The organism is Streptomyces sp. NPDC031132, assembly GCF_055570595.1.
The window spans coordinates 253,923-273,226 of record NZ_JBVIGX010000002.1 but is presented as its reverse complement, the minus strand read 5'-3'; the positions used below and the strand labels follow the sequence as shown (position 1 = coordinate 273,226).

12 protein-coding genes are annotated in these 19,304 nt (G+C 72.8%); 4 read left to right on the top strand and 8 right to left on the bottom strand.

Annotated features, from left to right (window positions below):
* The first annotated feature begins 1,041 nt into the window (after positions 1 to 1,041).
* Together ACZ49B_RS04250 and pulA are read left to right on the top strand one after the other, a co-directional pair.
* Entirely contained in the window at positions 1,042 to 2,751 is a 1,710-nt protein-coding gene (locus ACZ49B_RS04250) for a carbohydrate-binding module family 20 domain-containing protein (RefSeq protein ID WP_468300255.1), read from the top strand.
* A 97-nt stretch (positions 2,752 to 2,848) separates the two neighbouring features.
* Positions 2,849 to 8,203 carry a pullulanase-type alpha-1,6-glucosidase gene (gene pulA / locus ACZ49B_RS04245; protein ID WP_468300253.1) on the top strand — a complete coding sequence of 1,785 codons (5,355 nt, stop codon included), beginning with the start codon at positions 2,849 to 2,851 and terminating at the stop codon, positions 8,201 to 8,203.
* Here the strand turns inward: pulA and ACZ49B_RS04240 are convergent.
* The 8 genes from ACZ49B_RS04240 to ACZ49B_RS04205 form a co-directional block, all read right to left on the bottom strand.
* Positions 8,190 to 8,726: a GNAT family N-acetyltransferase gene (locus tag ACZ49B_RS04240; RefSeq protein WP_266994084.1), complete on the bottom strand. Its 537-nt coding sequence runs from the start codon at positions 8,724 to 8,726 to the stop codon at positions 8,190 to 8,192. The genes pulA and ACZ49B_RS04240 overlap by 14 nt on opposite strands.
* 63 nt (positions 8,727 to 8,789) lie before the next feature.
* Entirely contained in the window at positions 8,790 to 9,512 is a 723-nt protein-coding gene (locus ACZ49B_RS04235) for a TetR/AcrR family transcriptional regulator (RefSeq protein ID WP_468300251.1), read from the bottom strand.
* 30 nt (positions 9,513 to 9,542) lie between these two features.
* Positions 9,543 to 10,589, bottom strand: coding sequence for a PDR/VanB family oxidoreductase (locus ACZ49B_RS04230; protein WP_468300249.1), 1,047 nt, complete (start codon positions 10,587 to 10,589; stop codon positions 9,543 to 9,545).
* Positions 10,586 to 11,482: a metal-dependent hydrolase gene (locus tag ACZ49B_RS04225; protein WP_468300247.1), complete on the bottom strand. Its 897-nt coding sequence runs from the start codon at positions 11,480 to 11,482 to the stop codon at positions 10,586 to 10,588. The genes ACZ49B_RS04230 and ACZ49B_RS04225 overlap by 4 nt, the downstream gene beginning before the upstream one ends.
* Positions 11,483 to 11,606: 124 nt before the next feature.
* Positions 11,607 to 13,076, bottom strand: a complete 1,470-nt coding sequence (locus tag ACZ49B_RS04220) for a hypothetical protein (RefSeq protein WP_468300245.1) — start codon at positions 13,074 to 13,076, stop codon at positions 11,607 to 11,609.
* 158 nt (positions 13,077 to 13,234) lie between these two features.
* Positions 13,235 to 15,178, bottom strand: a complete 1,944-nt coding sequence (locus ACZ49B_RS04215) for a hypothetical protein (protein WP_468300243.1) — start codon at positions 15,176 to 15,178, stop codon at positions 13,235 to 13,237.
* Positions 15,179 to 15,275: 97 nt separating this feature from the next.
* Positions 15,276 to 16,073 carry a tyrosine-protein phosphatase gene (locus ACZ49B_RS04210; protein ID WP_468300241.1) on the bottom strand — a complete coding sequence of 266 codons (798 nt, stop codon included), beginning with the start codon at positions 16,071 to 16,073 and terminating at the stop codon, positions 15,276 to 15,278.
* A gap of 107 nt (positions 16,074 to 16,180) precedes the next feature.
* Positions 16,181 to 16,783 carry a rhomboid-like protein gene (locus tag ACZ49B_RS04205; protein WP_468300239.1) on the bottom strand — a complete coding sequence of 201 codons (603 nt, stop codon included), beginning with the start codon at positions 16,781 to 16,783 and terminating at the stop codon, positions 16,181 to 16,183.
* Between the two features lie 65 nt (positions 16,784 to 16,848).
* Between ACZ49B_RS04205 and ACZ49B_RS04200 the strand changes: the two genes are divergently transcribed.
* On the top strand, positions 16,849 to 17,652 hold the full coding sequence (locus ACZ49B_RS04200) for a hypothetical protein (protein WP_468300237.1): 804 nt from the start codon (positions 16,849 to 16,851) through the stop codon (positions 17,650 to 17,652).
* Positions 17,653 to 17,740: 88 nt separating this feature from the next.
* On the top strand, positions 17,741 to 19,279 hold the full coding sequence (locus tag ACZ49B_RS04195) for a PepSY-associated TM helix domain-containing protein (protein ID WP_468300235.1): 1,539 nt from the start codon (positions 17,741 to 17,743) through the stop codon (positions 19,277 to 19,279).
* Positions 19,280 to 19,304 lie beyond the last annotated feature (25 nt).

Below are 19,304 nucleotides of genomic sequence, written 5' to 3'. Positions count from 1 at the left end.
GGCTGGGCACGGGGCCCGGCCTCCGCCCTCGCGGCTGCACGGTGGGGCGGGAGGCGGCTGGAGGAGGGCCCTGTCCGCTCCTTGATGCCTGTCCCGCCCCGGGCTTGGGGGCGGTCGCGGCCGGGCGGCGTCGGGAGGGGGTACGGGGGTTTCCCGGCAGTCCGCTGTCCTTCCGTGTCGTGCCGGGCCGTCAAGGGCGCTCTCTTCGTTCGCGTCGCTTCGCGATGGCCTTCGGCCACCCTTGACTGCCCGCCCCGCCCCGGAATGCCAACAGACTGCCGGGAAGCCCCCGAAGGATGGCCAGGGGGTTCGGATTCCGATGAGAGCTCGTCGGAGATGCCGCCCGGGAGCCCCTGTCGTCCGGAGTCGGCCCAGCGGAACCACCCTCCCCTCCCCGGATGCGGGCGGGGGAGGGCCCGGCTCCCTGAAGGGCCCATGGTCCAGCGGCCCGGGGTCGGGGCGGGGTCAAGCCGCAGGAGACAGCGCTCGGGTGCTCGGGAAGCTCCGGTGGGGCCGCGGACGCGTCAGATCGCCTCGCGCTTCGCCCGGCTCGGCGTCCGGCGGCCGTCTGGGGTTGCGTGGGCCGCGTGCGATCAGGGGGCGCCTTCCACAGCCTGGCGACACCGCCGACATGACTGCACGGCATCAGGCTCGAACAGGTGGAGATAGGCGGTGGTGCACCGCGCCGATATGCCGCACGGTGTCCCGCGCGCGCCTACCGGACATTGCCTTCCCCAACTCCGCGTCCTGCGCGGAGAGCTGTTTCGGCGGTGGACGCGTTCAGCGTGCGCACCATGCTCTGCACCACGCGTGCCAGTGCCCGCGCATGGTTCCAGTTCGAGTGGGGGTCGGACCCGTGGGGCCCGACCGCCGTGGCGTACGCCCAGTCCGTGAGGGTGCCGGTCCCGCGCGGGGACAGTTCGTCCCGTGGGACACGCCCCGGAAACAATTCTGCAATCTCTTGCGCAAACTCTTGCAGCGCTCTTACCTGGCCCCTACGGTCGCTGGCATCCCCACCTCTTCCGCCAGGAGGCCCCCCGCATGCCTGCCAGAGCCGTCAGAGCTGCAACTCTTTTCGCCACGACTGCACTTGCCGCGGCCGCCCTCACCGGCCCGGCACCGCAGGCCGTCGCCGCGGCGCCCGGCGACAAGGACGTCACGGCCGTGCTGTTCGAGTGGCGCTTCGCGTCCGTCGCCAAGGCCTGCACCGATTCGCTCGGGCCCGCCGGCTACGGGTACGTCCAGGTCTCGCCGCCCCAGGAGCACATCCAGGGCTCCCAATGGTGGACCTCGTACCAGCCCGTCAGTTACAAGATCGCCGGGCGGCTCGGCGACCGGGCCGCGTTCAAGGCCATGGTCGACACCTGCCACGCCGCCGGGGTGAAGGTCGTCGCCGACTCCGTGATCAACCACATGGCCGCCGGCGACGGGGTGGGGACCGGTGGATCTTCGTACACGAAGTACGGCTACCCCGGGGTCTACTCCGGCTCCGACATGGACGACTGCCGCGCGACCATCTCCAACTACCAGGACCGGGCCAACGTCCAGAACTGCGAGCTCGTGCAGCTGGCCGACCTGGACACGGGCGAGGACTACGTACGCGGGCGGATCGCCGGATACCTGAACGACCTGCTGTCGCTGGGCGTCGACGGCTTCCGGATCGACGCCGCCAAGCACATGCCCGCCGCCGACCTGGCCAACATCAAGTCCCGGCTGGCCAACCCGGGCGTGTACTGGAAGCAGGAGGCGATCCACGGGGCCGGTGAGGCCGTCTCGCCCTCCGAGTACCTCGGCAACGGCGACGTGCAGGAGTTCCGTTACGCCCGGGATCTGAAGCGGGTGTTCCAGAACGAGAACCTCGCCTACCTGAAGAACTTCGGCGAGGCCTGGGGCTACATGGCGAGTGGGCAGTCCGCCGTCTTCGTCGACAACCACGACACCGAGCGGGTCGGCGACACCCTCAACTACAAGGACGGCTCCGCCTACACCCTCGCGAGCGTCTTCATGCTGGCCTGGCCGTACGGCTCCCCCGACGTGCACTCCGGGTACGAGTGGACCGACAAGGACGCCGGTCCGCCGAACGGCGGCACGGTGAACGCCTGTTACACCGACGGGTGGAAGTGCCAGCACGCCTGGCGGGAGATCTCCTCCATGGTCGGCTTCCGCAACGCGGCCCGCGGCCAGGCCGTCACGAACTGGTGGGACAACGGCGGCGACCAGATCGCCTTCGGGCGCGGCGCCAAGGCGTACGTCGCCATCAACCACGAGGGCGCGGCCCTCACCCGGACCTTCCAGAGCTCGCTCCCGGCCGGCGACTACTGCGACGTGCAGAGCGGGCGTGCGGTCAGCGTGAACTCCGCCGGACAGTTCACCGCGACCCTCGGAGCCGGTACCGCCCTCGCCCTGCACGTGAACGCCCGTACCTGCACCGGCGGCGCGACCACTCCGCCGCCGGTGGCCGCCGGCGCCTCGTTCGCCGTCAACGCCACCACCGTCCTCGGGCAGAACGTCTACGTCACCGGGGACCGCGCCGAGCTCGGTGGCTGGAACACCGGCAGCGCCCTCAAGCTCGACCCGGCGGCCTACCCCGTCTGGAAGCTCGACGTCTCGCTCCCGGCCGGGACCCCATTCTCGTACAAGTACCTCCGCAAGGACGCCGCCGGGAACGTCACCTGGGAGAGCGGGGCCAACCGCGCCGCCACCGTCCCGGCGAGCGGCAAGGTCGTGCTGAACGACACCTGGCGCAACTGAACCCCTCCCTCCGCAGACCAGGGCCGCCCGGCACCCAAAGCCCCGCCATCCGCCGGGCGGCCCTCATCCACGTGCCACGTACACAAGGAGACCCGCCTTGATACGCCCCGCCGCAGGAGTGATCGCCGCCGCCCTGGCCGTGACGCTCCTGCCCGCCCTCCCGGCAGCGGCCGCCGCGCCGCCCGCCCCGCCCTCGGACGCGAAGCTGGCCGCCGAGCCCGCACGCCACGACCTGACCCGGGAGCAGTTCTACTTCGTCCTCCCGGACCGGTTCGCGAACGGCGATCCGCGCAACGACACCGGCGGCCTGACCGGCACCCGGCTCGAGACCGGGCTGGACCCGACGGACAAGGGCTTCTACCAGGGCGGCGACCTCAAGGGGCTGACCGACCGGCTCGACTACATCAAGGGGCTCGGCACCACCGCCATCTGGATGGCGCCGATCTTCAAGAACCAGCCGGTGCAGGGGAAGGGGGCCGACGTCTCCGCCGGGTACCACGGGTACTGGATCACCGACTTCACGCAGGTCGACCCGCACTTCGGCACCAATGCCGACCTGGAACGGCTGATCGACAAGGCGCACGGGAAGGGGATGAAGGTCTTCTTCGACGTCATCACCAACCACACCGCCGACGTCGTCGACTACCGGGAGCAGTCGTACTCCTACCTGTCGAAGGGGGCCTTTCCCTATCTGACCAAGGGCGGTGTGCCTTTCGAGGATGCCGACTACGCGGACGGGAAGAAGAAGTTTCCGCAGGTCGACGCCGAGTCCTTCCCGCGGACCCCGTTCGTGCCCGATGCGAAGAAGGGGCTGAAGGCTCCGGCCTGGCTCAACGACCCGACGATGTACCACAACCGGGGCGATTCGACCTTCGCCGGGGAGTCCTCCGACCAGGGTGACTTCTTCGGCCTCGACGACCTGTGGACCGAGCGTCCCGAGGTCGTCGGCGGGATGGAGAAGATCTACGAGAAGTGGGTCAAGGACTTCGCGATCGACGGCTTCCGCATCGACACGGTCAAGCACGTCAACACCGAGTTCTGGACGCAATGGGCCACCGCCCTCGACAAGTACGCCGCCCAGCGCGGCCGGAAGAACTTCTTCATGTTCGGCGAGGTCTACTCCGCCGACACCGCCGTCACCTCTCCGTACGTGACGCAGGGCCGCCTCGACGCCACCCTCGACTTCCCGCTCCAGGACGCGATCCGCGCGTACGCCTCCCAGGGGGCGGCGGCCTCCCGGCTGGGCTCCGTACTGGGTGACGACTACCGGTACACCACGGACAAGGCGAACGCGTACGAGCAGGTCACCTTCCTCGGCAACCACGACATGGGCCGCTTCGGGAGCTTCCTGAAGCAGGACCGGCCCGGGGCGGGGGAGCAGGAGCTGCTGGACCGCTACCGGCTCGCCAACGAGCTGATGTTCTTCTCCCGGGGCAACCCGGTCGTCTACTCCGGCGACGAGCAGGGCTTCACGGGCGCCGGCGGTGACAAGGACGCGCGGCAGCCGCTGTTCGCCACGAAGGTCGCCGACTACCTGGACGACGACCAGCTCGGAACGGGGCGCACGCACGAGAGCGACGCTTACGATCCGGGACACCCGCTCTACCGGCAGATCAGTGCTCTCTCGAAGCTGACGAAGGACCACCCGGCCCTGCGGGACGGCGTCCAGAGCGAACGTTTCTCCGACGGCTCCGTCTACGCCTTCGCCCGTACGGACACCCGTACCGACGCCCGCAGCCGCACCGAGTACCTGGTCGCCGCCAACAACGGCACCGAGGCGCGGTCCGTCGAGCTCGACGCCCCGGCCGGCGCCCAGTACCGCACCCTGTACGGCGGCACCGCGCTGATCCGGTCCTCGGCGGCCGGCAAGCTCACCGTCACCGTCCCCGCCCTCGGCTCGGTGGTCCTCCAGGGCGCCGCACCCCTCGCCGCGCCCGCCGCCAAGCCCGCCCTGACCCTGAAGGCCCCGGCCCCCGGCGCCACCGGAACCGTCGAGCTGTCCGCCGACGTCACCGGCGGCGGCCTGAACCGGGTCGTCTTCGCCGCCCAGACCGGCACCGGCACGTGGCAGGTCCTCGGCTCCGCCGACCACGCCCCGTACAAGGTCACCCAGCACATCACCGCCCCGGCCGGCACCCCGCTGCGCTACAAGGCCGTCGCCGTCGACTCCGCCGGCCGCACCGCGAGCGCGCCGGCCGAGTCCGTCTCCGGCCAGGTCCCGCCCGTGGAGCCCCCGACCGCCACCCAGCGCGACTACGCGGTCGTCCACTACAACCGCCCCGACGGCGACTACACCAACTGGAGGCTCTACGCCTGGGGTGACCTCGCCGACGGCGAAACCACGCCCTGGCCCGCCGGCCACGACTTCACCGGCCGCGACGCGTACGGCGCCTTCGCCCACGTCAAGCTCAAGCCCGGTGCCTCCTCCGTCGGTTACCTCGTCATCGACAAGGACGGCAACAAGGACGTCGCCGCCGACCGCACCCTCGACGTGACGAAGACCGGCGAGGTCTGGCTCGAGCAGGGCAAGGAAGCGGCCCGCACCGACCGCCCCGCCTACCCGCCGCAGGACCAGACCAAGGCCGTCCTGCACCACCAGCGCGCCGACGGCGCCTACGACGGCTGGGGCCTGCACGTCTGGACCGGCGCCGCGAGCCCCACCGACTGGTCCAAGCCGCTGCCGCCCGTCCGCACCGACTCCTACGGCGCGGTGTACGAGGTCCCCCTCGCGGCCGGCGCGACCAGCCTCAGCTACATCCTCCACAAGGGAGACGAGAAGGACCTCCCCACCGACCAGTCCCTGGACCTGAAGGCCACCGGCCACGAAGTCTGGATGCTGGGCGGCCGTGCCCCGTACCTCCTCCCGCAGCCCGCCGGCTCCTCCGCCGCCCTCGACCTCACCAAGTCCGAGGCCGTCTGGATCGACCGCGACACCCTCGCCTGGAACGCCCCCGCGGCGGCCGCCTCCGTCCAGCTCCTCGCCTCCCGCGACGGCGCGATCACCGCGGAGAACGGCATCCTGCACGCGGCCGGCGCGCAGTGGCTGCGCCTGGCCAAGACCGAGCTCACCGCCGCGCAGAAGCAGAAGTTCCCGCACCTTTCCGCGTACCAGGCGTTCACCGTCGACCCCCGCGACCGCGACCGCGTCCGGGAGGCCCTGCGCGGCCAGCTCGTCGCGAGCGCCCGCGCCGCGAACGGCGCCGTCCTGGCCGCGACCGGCGTGCAGCTCGCCGGCGTACTCGACGACCTGTACGCGAACAAGGCCGCGCTCGGCCCCGTCTTCAAGGACGGCCGCCCCACGCTCTCCGTCTGGGCCCCCACCGCCCAGCAGGTCGCCCTCGAGCTCGACGGCCGCACCGTCGCCATGCACCGCGACGACGCCACCGGCGTCTGGTCGGTGCGCGGCGAGCGAAGCTGGACCGGCAAGCCGTACCGCTACGCCGTGACCGTGTGGGCCCCGAGCACCCGCCAGGTGGTCCGCAACCTGGTCACCGACCCGTACTCCACCGCCCTGACCACCGATTCCGCGTACAGCCTGGCCGTCGACCTGGCCGACCCGAAGCTGGCCCCGCCCGGCTGGGGCGCACTGCGCAAGCCCGCGCCCGTCCCCTTCACCTCGGCGCAGATCCAGGAGCTCCACATCCGCGACTTCTCGGTCGCGGACCGTACGAGCACCCACCCCGGCCAGTACCTGGCCTTCACCGACACCGGCTCGGCGGGCATGCAGCACCTGCGCGCGCTGGCCGCGTCCGGCACCTCGTACGTCCACCTCCTGCCCGCCTTCGACATCGGGACCATCCCGGAGAAGGCCTCCGACCGGACCGAACCCGCCTGCGACCTGAAGGTGTACGCGCCGGACTCGCCGGAGCAGCAGGCCTGCGTGGCCGCCGCGGCCGCGAAGGACGCGTACAACTGGGGCTACGACCCGCTGCACTACACCGTGCCGGAGGGCTCGTACGCGAGTGACCCCAACGGCACGGCCCGTACGGTCGAGTTCCGCAGGATGGTCCAGTCGCTGAACGGGGCCGGCCTGCGCACGGTGATGGACGTGGTCTACAACCACACCGTGGCGTCCGGCCAGTCCGACAAGTCGGTGCTGGACAGGATCGTGCCGGGCTACTACCAGCGGCTGCTGGCGGACGGCTCGGTCGCCAACTCCACCTGCTGCGCCAACACCGCTCCCGAGAACGCCATGATGGGCCGGCTCGTCGTGGACTCGATCGTCACCTGGGCGAAGGAGTACAAGGTCGACGGCTTCCGCTTCGACCTGATGGGCCACCACCCGAAGGCGAACATCCTGGCCGTCCGGGGGGCCCTCGACGCGCTGACCGTCGCCAAGGACGGCGTCGACGGCAAGAAGATCATCCTCTACGGGGAGGGCTGGAACTTCGGCGAGGTCGCGGACGACGCCCGCTTCGTCCAGGCCACGCAGAAGAACATGGCCGGCACCGGCATCGCCACCTTCTCGGACCGTTCGCGCGACGCGGTCCGCGGCGGCGGCCCCTTCGACGAGGACCCGCGCGTCCAGGGCTTCGCCTCGGGCCTGTTCACGGCCCCGAACGCCTCGCCCGCGAACGGCACCGCGGACCAGCAGCGGGCCCGGCTGCTGCACGCCCAGGACCTGATCAAGGTCGGGCTGTCCGGCAACCTCGCCTCGTACGCCTTCACGGACACCAGCGGACGGCGCACCAAGGGCTCCGAGGTGGACTACAACGGCTCCCCGGCCGGCTACGCGGCGGCCCCGGGCGACGCCCTCGCCTACGCGGACGCCCACGACAACGAAACCCTGGCCGACGCCCTGACGTACAAGCTCCCGGACGGCACCTCCACCGCCGACCAGGCCCGTATGCAGGTCCTGGCGATGGCCGTCGGCACCCTCTCCCAGGGCCCGTCGCTGTCCCAGGCGGGCACGGACCTGCTCCGCTCGAAGTCCCTGGACCGCAACTCCTACGACAGCGGCGACTGGTTCAACGCCATCCAGTGGGACTGCCGCGACGGCAACGGCTTCGGCCGCGGGCTGCCGCCGGCCGCCGACAACGGCTCCAAGTGGCTGTACGCGAAGCCCCTGCTGGCCGGTCGTTCGACACCCGGCTGCGCCGACATCACCGGAGCCTCGGCGGCCTACCGCGACCTGCTGCGGATCCGTACGACGGAACCGGCCTTCGCCCTCACCACACCGGAGGCGGTCCAGGCCGCGCTGGCCTTCCCGCTCTCCGGCAAGGACGAGACCCCGGGGGTGATCACCATGGCCCTCGGCGACCTGGTGGTCGTCTTCAACGCCACGCCCACCGCCCAGCCCCAGCGCATCCCGGCCCTCGCGGGCACCGCCTACGCCCTGCACCCGGTCCAGGCGGCCGGATCCGACCCCGCGGTCAAGCAGGCTGCGTACGACGCACGGACAGGAGAGTTCACGACCCCGCCCCGCACCGTGTCGGTCTTCACACGACGGTGAGCTGATCGAGCCGCTTCTCGAGCAGGATCACCCCGTACACCCGGCCGTCCTTGCCCTCCTTGTGGGGGAACTCCCCGACCACCCGGTAGCCCGCACCCCGGTAGTACGCGAGCAGCCGGGGGTTGGTGGAGACGCAGTCCAGCCGCGCCCGCGGCAACCCTGATCCGGCGATCCGGCGCTCGGCATGTTCGAGCAGCCGGCGCCCGGCTCCCGCGGGCGCGGTTTCGCGTTCCACCATCAGCCGGTGCACGTAGCCGGCGACCGGCGGCTGCACGCCCCAGGCCTCCTCGTCGGACCACCACAGCTCGTACGCGCCGATGATCCGCCCGTCGCTGTCCCCGGCGAGCCACACCTCGCCCTCGCGCATCTTCGCCAGGAAGTGCGCGGCGTCCTTGTCCCCGGGCTTCCACTGGTCGATCCCGTGCTTGCGCATCCATCGGGCGGCCTGGTCGTACAAGGCCACCAGCGTGGCGGCGTCCTTCTCCACGGCCCGCCGGAACAAGATCCCGTCATCAATGATCACGCGGGTATTATCACGCGGATGATCACCGGGGGCGGGCCGGAGGGCCGGTCGATCCGGGGCCGGTCAGCGGGGGCCGGGCGCCCCGGCCTCCACCGTTGCGGGGACGAGCCCCCCGAGCCGCCCGACCAGCTCGCCGAACGGCCCGTCGGCCGGCTCGTCGGCGAGGATCCGCCCGAGGATCCCGGCCATCTCCCCGTCGTACGCGGCACTTACGGCGGCCAGCGCGGCGAAGTCGTGCACGAGCTGCAGCTCCAGCTCGGCCCGCGGGATCTTCCGCCCCTCCAGCCAGATCAGCGCGGTGGACTCCGCCAGCGACACCCAGGACCGCACCACGAGCTCCAGGCGCGCGGGCGGCTTCTCGATCCCGATGTGCGTGAGGATCTGCTCGTACGCGGCCTGCCGGACCTCGTCGATCATCGCGTTGGTCCGGTTGCTCCCGACCGCGGGCCCGCCGCGCATCAGCGCCGAGAACCCGGGCCCGTGTTCGTCGACGAACGCGAAGAAGCGGCCCATGACACGTACCAGCCGCGCCCCGAGCGGCCCCTCCTGGGGCTCGACGAACCGCTGCGCGAGCTCGTCGGCGGCCCGCCGCAGCGCTGCCTCGTACAGGCTCAACTTGCCCGGAAAGTAGTGGTAGACGAGCGGCCGGGATATCCCCGCGGCCGCCGCGATCTCGTCGATCGACACGTCGTCGGGCGACCTGTGGCTGAACAGCTCCAGGGCCACCCCGATCAGCTGCTGCCGCCGCTCCTCGACACCCATCCTGCGCCGCGTCCCGGTAGTCATGCGGACACCCTACTGGGCCCGCAGCAGGGCTCAGAGATCCAGGACCAGGTGGTCGTCCTCGGCGCGGGAGACGCAGAGGAGCATCGAGTCCTCGCGTTCCCGGTCCGTGAGGAGGGTGTCGCGGTGGTCGACCTCGCCTGCGAGGACGCGGTGTTGGCAGGTGCCGCAGAAGCCCTGTTCGCAGGAGTACGGGGTGGCGGGGAGCTCCCGGCGGACCGCGGCCAGGGCGGATTCGTCCGCCGCCACCTCGATCGTGCGGCCCGAGCGGTGGAGTTCCAGCGTGAAGGGGTGCGAGGTTGCGGTGGTCGGGGTGGCGGTGAAGCGCTCCGAGCGGACCGGGGTGCGGGGTGCGGCCGCTGCTTCGACCGCCTTCATCAGGGGGGCCGGGCCGCAGCAGTAGATCAGGGTGTCGGGGGCCGTCGAGGTGAGTGCGGTCAGGTCGGGGAGGCCCGCCTCGTCCTCCGGGGTGATGGTGACGCGGGAGCCGTAGGCCGCCAGGTCACCGGCGAACGGCATCGAGGATCGGGTGCGGCCGCCGTAGATCAGGGTCCAGTCGGCGCCGGCAGCCGTGGCCTCGCGCAGCATCGGGAGGATGGGCGTGATGCCGATGCCGCCCGCGACGAAGACGTACGAGGGAGAAGGCTCCAGTTCGAAGCGGTTGCGGGGTGGGCGTACGGCCAGTTCCGCGCCCTCCGGCAGCTGGGCGTGCGCCTCGCGGGATCCGCCGCGGCCGTCCTCGACCAGGCGGATCGCGATCGTGTAGCGGCCCGCGTCGGCCGGGTCGCCGCACAGGCTGTACTGGCGGACCAGGCCCGAGGGGAGCCGTACGTCCACGTGCGCGCCCGGGGTCCACGGCGGGAGCTCCGGGGATTCGAGGGTCAGGGCCATGACCCCGTCGGCCGGCTCCGTACGGGACACGATCAGGGCGGGCAGCCAACGCCGCGGGGAGTGCCCCGAGATCGGGGTCTCCAGTGCCGGGAGGGGCCACAGCGGGGAGCGGGCGATGCGCCCCCGCAGGGCGCGGCGGGTCAGCAGGGCCGCGCCCGCCAGCGCCGCCACCTTCAGGGTGCGGCTCATGCGGTGGCACCGCCGTTCGCGCCGGGGGAGGAGGCCAGGTAGGCCACGGCCTGGGCCGTCGAGCCCTCCTGGGAGGGGTGGTACGTACGGGAGAGGTACGTCGGGATCGACTTGAGCATGGCGCCCGTCGAGGGGAGCGTGCCCTGCCGGCCCGCGCGGAAGAACTGGCCGAGCGAGGCCTTGGCGCAGGGCAGCTCCGGGTCGTTCTCCATGAAGAAGCGGGCGCCGCGCTGCCACAGGAAGACGAGGGCCGTGAACGCGGTGGCCCAGGTCCGGGCCCGGCGGCGGTAGCCGCCGTCCACGTGCATGAACAGGTCGAAGGCCACGGAGCGGTGCTCCACCTCCTCCGCGCCGTGCCAGCGCAGCAGGTCCAGCATCACGGGGTCCGCGCCCCGGCGGTCCAGTTCCTCCGCGTTGAGCACCCAGTTCCCGAGGAACGCCGTGTAGTGCTCGATCGCCGCGATCATCGCGACCCGCTCCATGAGCCACCAGTGCCGGGCCTTGCCCGGGGGCAGCGTCCGGTCGCCGAGCAGCTTCTCGAAGAGCCAGTCCACCTGCGCCGTGTACGGGGTCGGGTCCAGGCCCAGTCGCTTCAGGTGGGGGAGCACGTCGTCGTGTGCGGCGGCGTGCATGGCCTCCTGGCCGATGAACCCGACGACGTCCGCGCGCAGTTGCTCGTCCTTGATGTACGGGAGCACCTGCTTGTAGACGTGTACGAACCAGCGCTCGCCCGCGGGCAGCAGCAGGTGCAGCACGTTGATGGTGTGCGTGGCGAACGGGTCGCCGGGCAGCCAGTGGAGCGGGGTGTCCTCCCAGCCGAAGGACACGTTCCGCGCCTTGAGCTCCATGTGTTCCGACGCCACGGGGGCGGGCGCGAGCGGCGTATTAGACATGGCGTCAATGTACTGAGGGGTAGGGGAGAGGAAAACCCCTCTGCACCGACCACTTCACGCAGGAGTCCCCCGGGCGCGCGTCGCGCCCGGGGGACTCGGGTCCGCTGCCGTCCGGCTCGTCCGGCTAGCGCTCGGCGTGGCCGCTCGCGAGGGCCCACTCGCGGTTGAGGGCGCCCAGCGGGATCTTGCGCTCGAAGAGCGGCGTGCCGAACAAGGAGAGCTGCAGGTGCAGGTTCCCGCTCAGGTCGAAGCCGCCGTACAGCGCCCAGGCGCCGCTGAGGGAGGTCTTGCCGTCGCTGGACGCGCTCGCCTTGGCGTCGGCCTCACCGCGCAGGTACGGGGCGAAGTCCGCGCTGACGCCGACGGCCCCGTACAGGCCGACGGAGGCCTCGGCGCCGAGGGCGCCCTTGACCTTGCCGGAAGCGGTGACGGTCGCCGTGACCGGAGTGCTCTTGACGTTGGACTGGCTGACCGACGTCCAGCCCTTGCCCAGCGCGTACGTGCCGCCGACCTTGAAGTCGCCCTTGACGTCCTGCTGGACGTCGAGGGTCACGCGCCCGTCGGCCTCCACCTGGACGTAGCAGGTCAGGTCGAGGTTGACGACGACCGGCACCGGGCCGACCTGGATGACCGGAGCGCTGTGCAGCTTGGCGAACGGGATCCGCTTCGCCGCCCCGGTGCTCGCGGCGGCGCGGCCCTGGAGCTTCCACTGCGAGGACCAGTCGCCGCTCATGCCGAGGAACGCGCCGCGCGGGCCGGAGCCGCCGCTGCCGTCGTACGAGAACTCCACCTGGGGGGCGAGCTGGACGAACCCGGACACCGAGGCGCCCGCCGAGGCGGGGGCGTCCGGGGCGGTGTCGACGGCGGCGTTCACGTCGAGCCGCAGGTTGCCGAGCGGCAGCTTGGCGCCCTCGGGGCCGAACTTCACGCCCCCGCTCTTGGCCCAGGAGAAGGTGACGCCCTTCATCAGGGGCTCGACGGTGACCGACGACGGGTCGACGGGGACCTTGCCGTCGGCCTTGTCGTCGTTCAGGACGGAGGCCAGCGTCGTGGAGGCGGTCTTGACCTCGGTGCCGCGGTCGGTCTTCCCCACGACCTCGGTGACCTTGGCGAGCAGGCCGTTGGGGGCGCCGGGCGCCGGTGCGCTGGCGATGACGTCGCCCACGGCGACGGGCTTGTCGGCCTCGGGGGACGCGCCCGCCTCGGGCGAGGTACCGGAGCCGGGGGACTTGCCCGCCTCCGCGGACTTGCCCGCCTCCGGCTTCTTGCCCGGCGAAGGGGAACGGGTGGCGGGCCCCTGCGGGGCCCTGGCTATGACGGCCCGTCCGCTCGCCTGGTCGTACGAGGCGACCTTCAGCGAGGACTTCTCGGTCTTCCCCTTACCGCCGGCGCGGGCCACGGCCGCCGGTGTGGGCGTCCCCTGCGGCGCCGCGGCCACGTCGAGCTGCTGCGACGCGCCGTCCCCCGCGGGCGCGAGGGTGGCGGGGGCGGCGGCGTCGGAGGCGCCGGTGTGCGGTGTCGAGGAGCAGCCGGTGGCGGTGAGCGCCAGGGTGGTCAGGCCGGGGAGGAGGAGCCGTCGGGCGAGCGTGCGCACGTGGGTGAACCTTCAGTACGTGAGGGGGGTGTTGGAGGGTTACCGCGTGGTAACCGGAATCCGATCATGCCATGTCTGCGCTGCGGCAGTCATGTCCGGATTCCGCCAACTCCCCGGCCGTTCTTGACGGTTGAAGATTCACCCACCCGCCTGTGCGGCTACCGGAGCACCCCCGCCTTCGTACCGTCCGTGAGCTTGCCCGCCAGTTCCACCTGCGCTCCCGCCGGCGCCTTCACCGCCAGCCGGTTGCCTTTCGCCGACCCGTTCACCCCGCCGCCCGACACCGACAGCGACGCGAACTGCGCGCTGCCCGCCGCCAGCACGTACCACTGGCCCGCCTTCGACTTCCACAGCACGCCCGCCAGCACCCGCGGCTCCCGCGGCCCGCACGCCGGCGAGCCCTCCGCCTTCGCCGCCTGCGCCGCCAGCGGGGCGCCCGGGGTCAGGAACTGCGCCTGCACCCGGTCCTCCACACCCGACCAGGTCTCCGCCCGGGTGCACAGCCACGTCGCCGTGCCGTCGCCCTCGGGCAGCGGCTGCTTCGCGTACGTCCAGGCGTTCACGCTGCGGACGCCGTGCGAGCGGACCGACGGCAGCAGGCACGCGATCCGCGACCAGTCGCCGAGCTCCGCGCCCTCCGCCACGTCGCGCTCCGCGCCCGGCGCGCCCGAGGTCAGCCGGGCCGGGGTCAGCTCGCCGAGGTCGGTGACCAGCCGGGTGGAGCCGTTGCCGGTCAGGGCCAGGGCGTTCCAGCCGGTGCAGTTGCCCGACGGCGCGGGGCTCGCCACCGGCGGGGTGATCCCGTCCTGGCTCGGCTTCAGCGCGGCCGCGGCGTCATGGGGCTTCAGCAGGTCCCGCAGCCCCACCCCGGTGACCCACGGCGCGGTCAGGTAGCGGACGTTGCCGTCGACCCGGCTCAGCACCAGCGCGGTCGCGTTCTCCGCCGAGGCGCCGTCGGTCCGTGCGAAGTCGAGGGCGGCGACCGAGGTCCCGGTGCGCGGTTCGGCGTACCGGACCACGCGCAGGCCGTCGTACAGCAGGACCACGACCGCCTGGTCGACGGTGCCCGCGAACAGCAGCTGCGGCGGGCCCATCGGCGGCCCGGGCGGCGTGCCGGGGGTGGCCGAGGCGACCACCGTCGAGCCCGGCCGGGCCCAGACGGCCAGCGCCCGGCGCAGCAGCTCGGAGTCGTCGGTGCGGTCGCCGCGCGCGGGCCAGGTGGAGAAGCCCGTACGGGAGGACGTACGCCAGAGCGAGGGCGCGACCCTGACCAGCTTGCCGGGATCCAGGGCCTGTTCCGCCGCCAGGTTGCGCGCGTACGGCGGGGCCGCGGCCCCGTCCGCGCCCCAGCCGCCGCCGGGCAGCGCGAGCAGCGCCCCGCACACGGCGAGGGCGGCCGCGGCGGCCAGCCCGGCCCGGACGAACCGGCGCCGGCGCAGCAGGTCGGTGGGACGCGCCTGGAGCACGCACGGATCGAACTCGGGGGAGGCGAACAGGGCGTCGTTGGCCGGATCCCCGGATTCCGCGACCGCGGCGGCGGGGTTCGCCACCCCGGCCTCGGTCAGCACCCTGAGCACCTCGGGCTCCGGCAGCCGCTCGAGGGCGCGCAGGACGCAGGCCGCCCGGCCGGGCCCGTCGAGTGTGGCCAGCCACTGGTCCAGGGCCAGCTCCTCGGCCCCGCCCGAGCGCGGGAACAGCCGCAGCCCCCACACCTGGGGGAGCAGCGGAGGCAGCTGCGCCCGCCGGGGCAGCGCCCGGAAGGTCAGCGGGATCCCGGCCTCCAGGGCGGCGCGCAACACCCGCAGGCGGACGTACGCGTACCCGGAGTCGGCGCTCGCGGTCCCGCGCTGGCCCGGAACCCCGCCCTGTACCGCGGCTGCGGCCGCGGCCTCCGCACCGGCGCCGCGCCGCCCGCGCGGCAGGGCCCGCTGGGCCAGCGAATGGGCGGTGAGCACCCGCCGGTTGCGGCCGAGGGAGGGCGGCAGCACCAGATAGGCGAGCCGCACCAGCCGCGGGTAGTGCTCGACGATGGCGGCCTCGGCCAGCTCGACGTCGGGCGGCACGGGAGACGGGGGACGGGTGGCGGTATCCGGCGCAGTCACGTTCAGCAGAACGAGCGAATCGTCGGATGGTCACCCGTCTCCAGGTCACACGTTCGGGTCGAATACCGGCCGCGGAAGGGGGCGGAGCAGGTCCGGATCAGGCCGCGAGGCGGGCGCGGAGCGCCTCGACCGTCTCGTCGGGGACGCCGAGGCCCTCGCGCACGTACTTCTCCATCGAGCCGTACCGCGTGTTCACCTCGTCGAGCGCGGCCTCCAGGTACGCGGGGAAGACGCCGATCAGGGCCAGCGCGATGTCCGGGTTGCCGCCGGCGACGGTGAAGCCCTCGATCAGCGGCGCGAAGGCCTGCTTGACCGCCGGATTGACGGAGAGGTACTCGGCCATCAGGGTCTCGTCGTCCGCGCCGAGCAGCGACAGGACGACGGTCGCGCCCCAGCCCGTACGGTCCTTGCCGGCCGTGCAGTGGAACAGCAGCGGGCCCGCGTCCGGGTCCGCGAGCTCGGTGAGCAGGGTCCGGTACGCGGCCTGCGCGGAAGCGGTGCTCACGAAGGACCGGTAGGTGTCGGCGAACAGCTTCTGCACCTTGCCGCCGCCCAGGTGCTCCTCCGCCACCGCCGGGTCGGAGAGCAGGTGCTTGAGCTGCGTGGCGGCCGGCATCTTGCCGGCCCTCAGCTTGTCGGCGAGGACGTCGCTGACCAGGAGGCGGGCGCCCTCGGGTATCCGGTCCGGGTGGTCGGCGCGCTCGGCGTCGGTGCGGAAGTCGACGACCGTACGCAGGCCCAGCGCGGCCACGACCGGGTCGGCGTCGACGTCCAGCCGGTCGAGCTGGCCGGAGCGCAGGACCAGCCCGGGGCGGACGGTGCGCCCGCCGGAGAGAGGGGTACCGCCCAGGTCGCGCAGGTTGGCGACGGTGGTGGAGGGGGTGGTCGTGGTCATCGTGGCGGCTCCAGCGGTGTGCAGGCGGTGCGGGCGGTACAGAGGGGGGTGGGCGATGCGGTGATGCGGGTGATGCGGGTGATGGGGATAGGGCGGGTGGTGCGTGTTCACCCGATTTTCGGATGTTTCGTCCCGGATAGGTAATCGAGCGCGAGCGAAAACCCGACCCCGATCCCCAGGGCCGCCAGGTGCCCCGCGTCCGTGAAAGTCCGGTCTCGCTTCAGCACCGGCCCCGCGGCGAGCGCCAACAGCCCCACCCGGGCCGCCGTCCGGACCGGCCCGCGCGGCAGTGCGGAGGTCAGTGCGCCGAGCACGGCGTTGAACCCGTAGCTGGTCCCCACGTCCAGGGCCCGCCGGGTCGGCGGTTCGGCCGTCCGGCGCAGGGCTCCGTAGACGAGGAGGGTCGCCGTGGCGTGCCCGAACGCGAACACCGCTGCCGTCCACCAGGCCCCGTACGCGTACTCCGCGTACCCGAGGACCGCGACGAGCAGCAGCGCGTACGGCAGCGGCATGGGCTCCTCGACGACGAAGGCGCTGCTCAGCAGGGTCTCCCAGCGCCCGGCGGCGAGGTTGTCGACATTCGTCGAGCAGCCCCGCAGCACCCGGTCCCGCTCCGCCGCCCCCAGCCGGTCCAGCGCGTACGCGCCGAGCTGGACCCCGCCTGCATACACCACGCCGATGGTCGGCGGCGGCCATGGCAGTGAATTCATCCGATCATGATCGGATACGGCCCTCGGTCTGGCGGAACCGGGTCCCGTGCGAGCATGTTCCTGCCATGCCAGAGACACCCGCGCCGATGCGCGCCGCACGCGCCGCGATGTTCGCGGCGGTGTGCACCGCATTGGGCGCCGTGGGGCATTCGTACATGTCCGGCACGGATATCCCGCCGATGGGCCTTCTGGGTGCTTTCGGGGCGACCGGCGGGCTCGCATGGCTCGCAGCCGGGCGCCGCCGCGGGCCCCTCGGGATCAGCGCGGCGCTGCTCGCCGTCCAGGGCGTACTGCACCTGGTCTTCTCCGACAGTCAGGCGGGACACGGCGGCAACAGCGGTCACGCCGGCCACGTCGGCCACACCGCGAAGTCCCTGCCCCTGCCCATGTCCCTGTCCCTGCCCGAGCCGATGCCCGGGCACCACCACCTGGCGGGTACCGCGCTGCCGGAGACGGCGGCCGGCGCGGCCGGTGGGGGCGGCGCGGACGGCGTGGCCGGGATGGCGGACATGGGCGGGATGGCGGGCATGGCCGACATGGCCGGGCACGGCGGCCTCGGCATGATCGCCGCGCACGTGCTCGCCGGGCTGTTCTGTGCCGCCTGGCTGGCGTGGGGCGAGGCGGCCGTGTTCCGGCTGGCCGCGGTCCTCGGGTCCGCCGCGCTGCTGGCGGCCCGCCCGCTCGCCCGCGCGATCGCCCTGGTCCGGGTGCGCGTGGCCCCCGTACCGCCGCGGCCCGCGCCCCGCCCCGCGTACGAACCCCCGCGCAGGCTGCGCGGAGCCGTGCCCGCGCACGCCTTGGTGCGCCGGGGCCCGCCCGGGTGGCGAGACACCCGCGCCACGGCCCCCGGCCGTCCTGCCTGCGCCTGACCGGCGCACCTCCTTCATCGGCGAGGTGGCGGGACCCGGGGCCGGTTCACCCGAGTCTTCGCCCACAGGGCCAACACCTAGGACCCACATGTCCCTTGAAGAGGTTCAGGACGTCCGCACCCCGGACGCCGACGCACCCGCCGCACCCGACACACCCGCCGCATCTGCCACAGCCGGAACGCCCGACGCGGTCGCTTCGGCCGAGGCGCCCTCGAAGCCCGGCCCCTGGGCGGCGCTGCGGCCGCTGCTCCTGCGCATGCACTTCTACGCAGGGATCCTGATAGCCCCGCTGATCTTCCTCGCCGCCGCCACCGGCCTGTTGTACGCCGCCTCCTGGCAGGCCGAGAAGATCATCTACTCCGACGAACTGACCGTCACCGAGGTCCGCGAGAGCACGGTGCCGCTCAGCGCCCAGGTCACGGCCGCCCGGGCCACCGTCCCCGAGGGCAAGGTCGTGGGCGTCTGGCCCGGGCCCGACGCCGAGGCGACCACCCGCGTGATCCTGGAGGTGCCGGGGCTGGAGGAGGGCCAGACCCGGACCGTGTTCGTGGATCCGTATACGGCCCACGTCAACGGACAACTGACCACCGAGGGCGACGCGCTGCCGCTGCGCGCCTGGCTCAGCGAGTTCCACTCCAGCCTCCAGCTGGGCGAGTTCGGCCGGAACTACAGCGAGCTCGCCGCGAGCTGGCTGTGGGTCGTCGCACTCGGAGGACTCGCCCTGTGGATCGGCCGCCGCCGCTCCCGCAAGGCCCTGCTCGTCCTGCCCGACCGCGCCGCCACCGGCCGCCGCAAGACCCTCTCCTGGCACGGGGCCGTCGGCCTCTGGGCCGTCGCCGGACTCGTCGCGCTGTCCGCCACCGGGCTGACCTGGTCGAAGTACGCGGGCGAGAACATCGGCCAGCTCCAGGACGGCCTCGGCGGCGCCACCCCGTCCGTGTCCGCGGCCCTCGCGCCCGGTTCGGATTCCGGTGAGGGCTCCGGCTCGGGTTCGGGTTCCGGTTCCGGCGAGCACGCCGGGCACGGCATGCCCGACGGCATGGAGATGCCCCAGACGCCGCCCGCCGCGGACATCGGCATCGACAAGGCCGTGGCCGCCGCGCGCGCCGCCGGGGTCACCGACGAGCTCCGCATCACCCTGCCCGCCAAGGGCAACGGCTACGTGATCAAGGAGCAGGACAAGCAGCTGCCGGTCCACCTGGACGCCGTCGCCGTGGACCCCGCCGACGGCAGGATCATGGACGAACTCCGTTTCGCCGACTATCCCGTCCTCGCGCAGCTGACGCGCTTCGGCATCGACCTGCACATGGGGAAGACCTTCGGCCTCGCCAACCAGATCGCGCTGGCCGCGCTCGCGGTCGCGGTGATGTTCCTGGTCTTCTGGGGCTACCGGATGTGGTGGCTGCGCCGGCCCACCAAGGACCGCACCCTCTCGGTGGGCCGCGCCCAGCCGCGCGGAGCCTGGCGCAAGGTGCCGCTGCCCATGCTGCTCCCGCTGGCCGCCGTGATCGCCGCGGTCGGGTGGTTCGTACCGCTGCTGGGCATCAGCCTGGTCGCCTTCCTGGTGGTCGACGTGCTGCTGGGGCTGCTCGCGGCGCGCCGCGCCAAGGCGGCCACCGCCGCCTAGCCGGACGGTCCGTCCCGACGCGCAC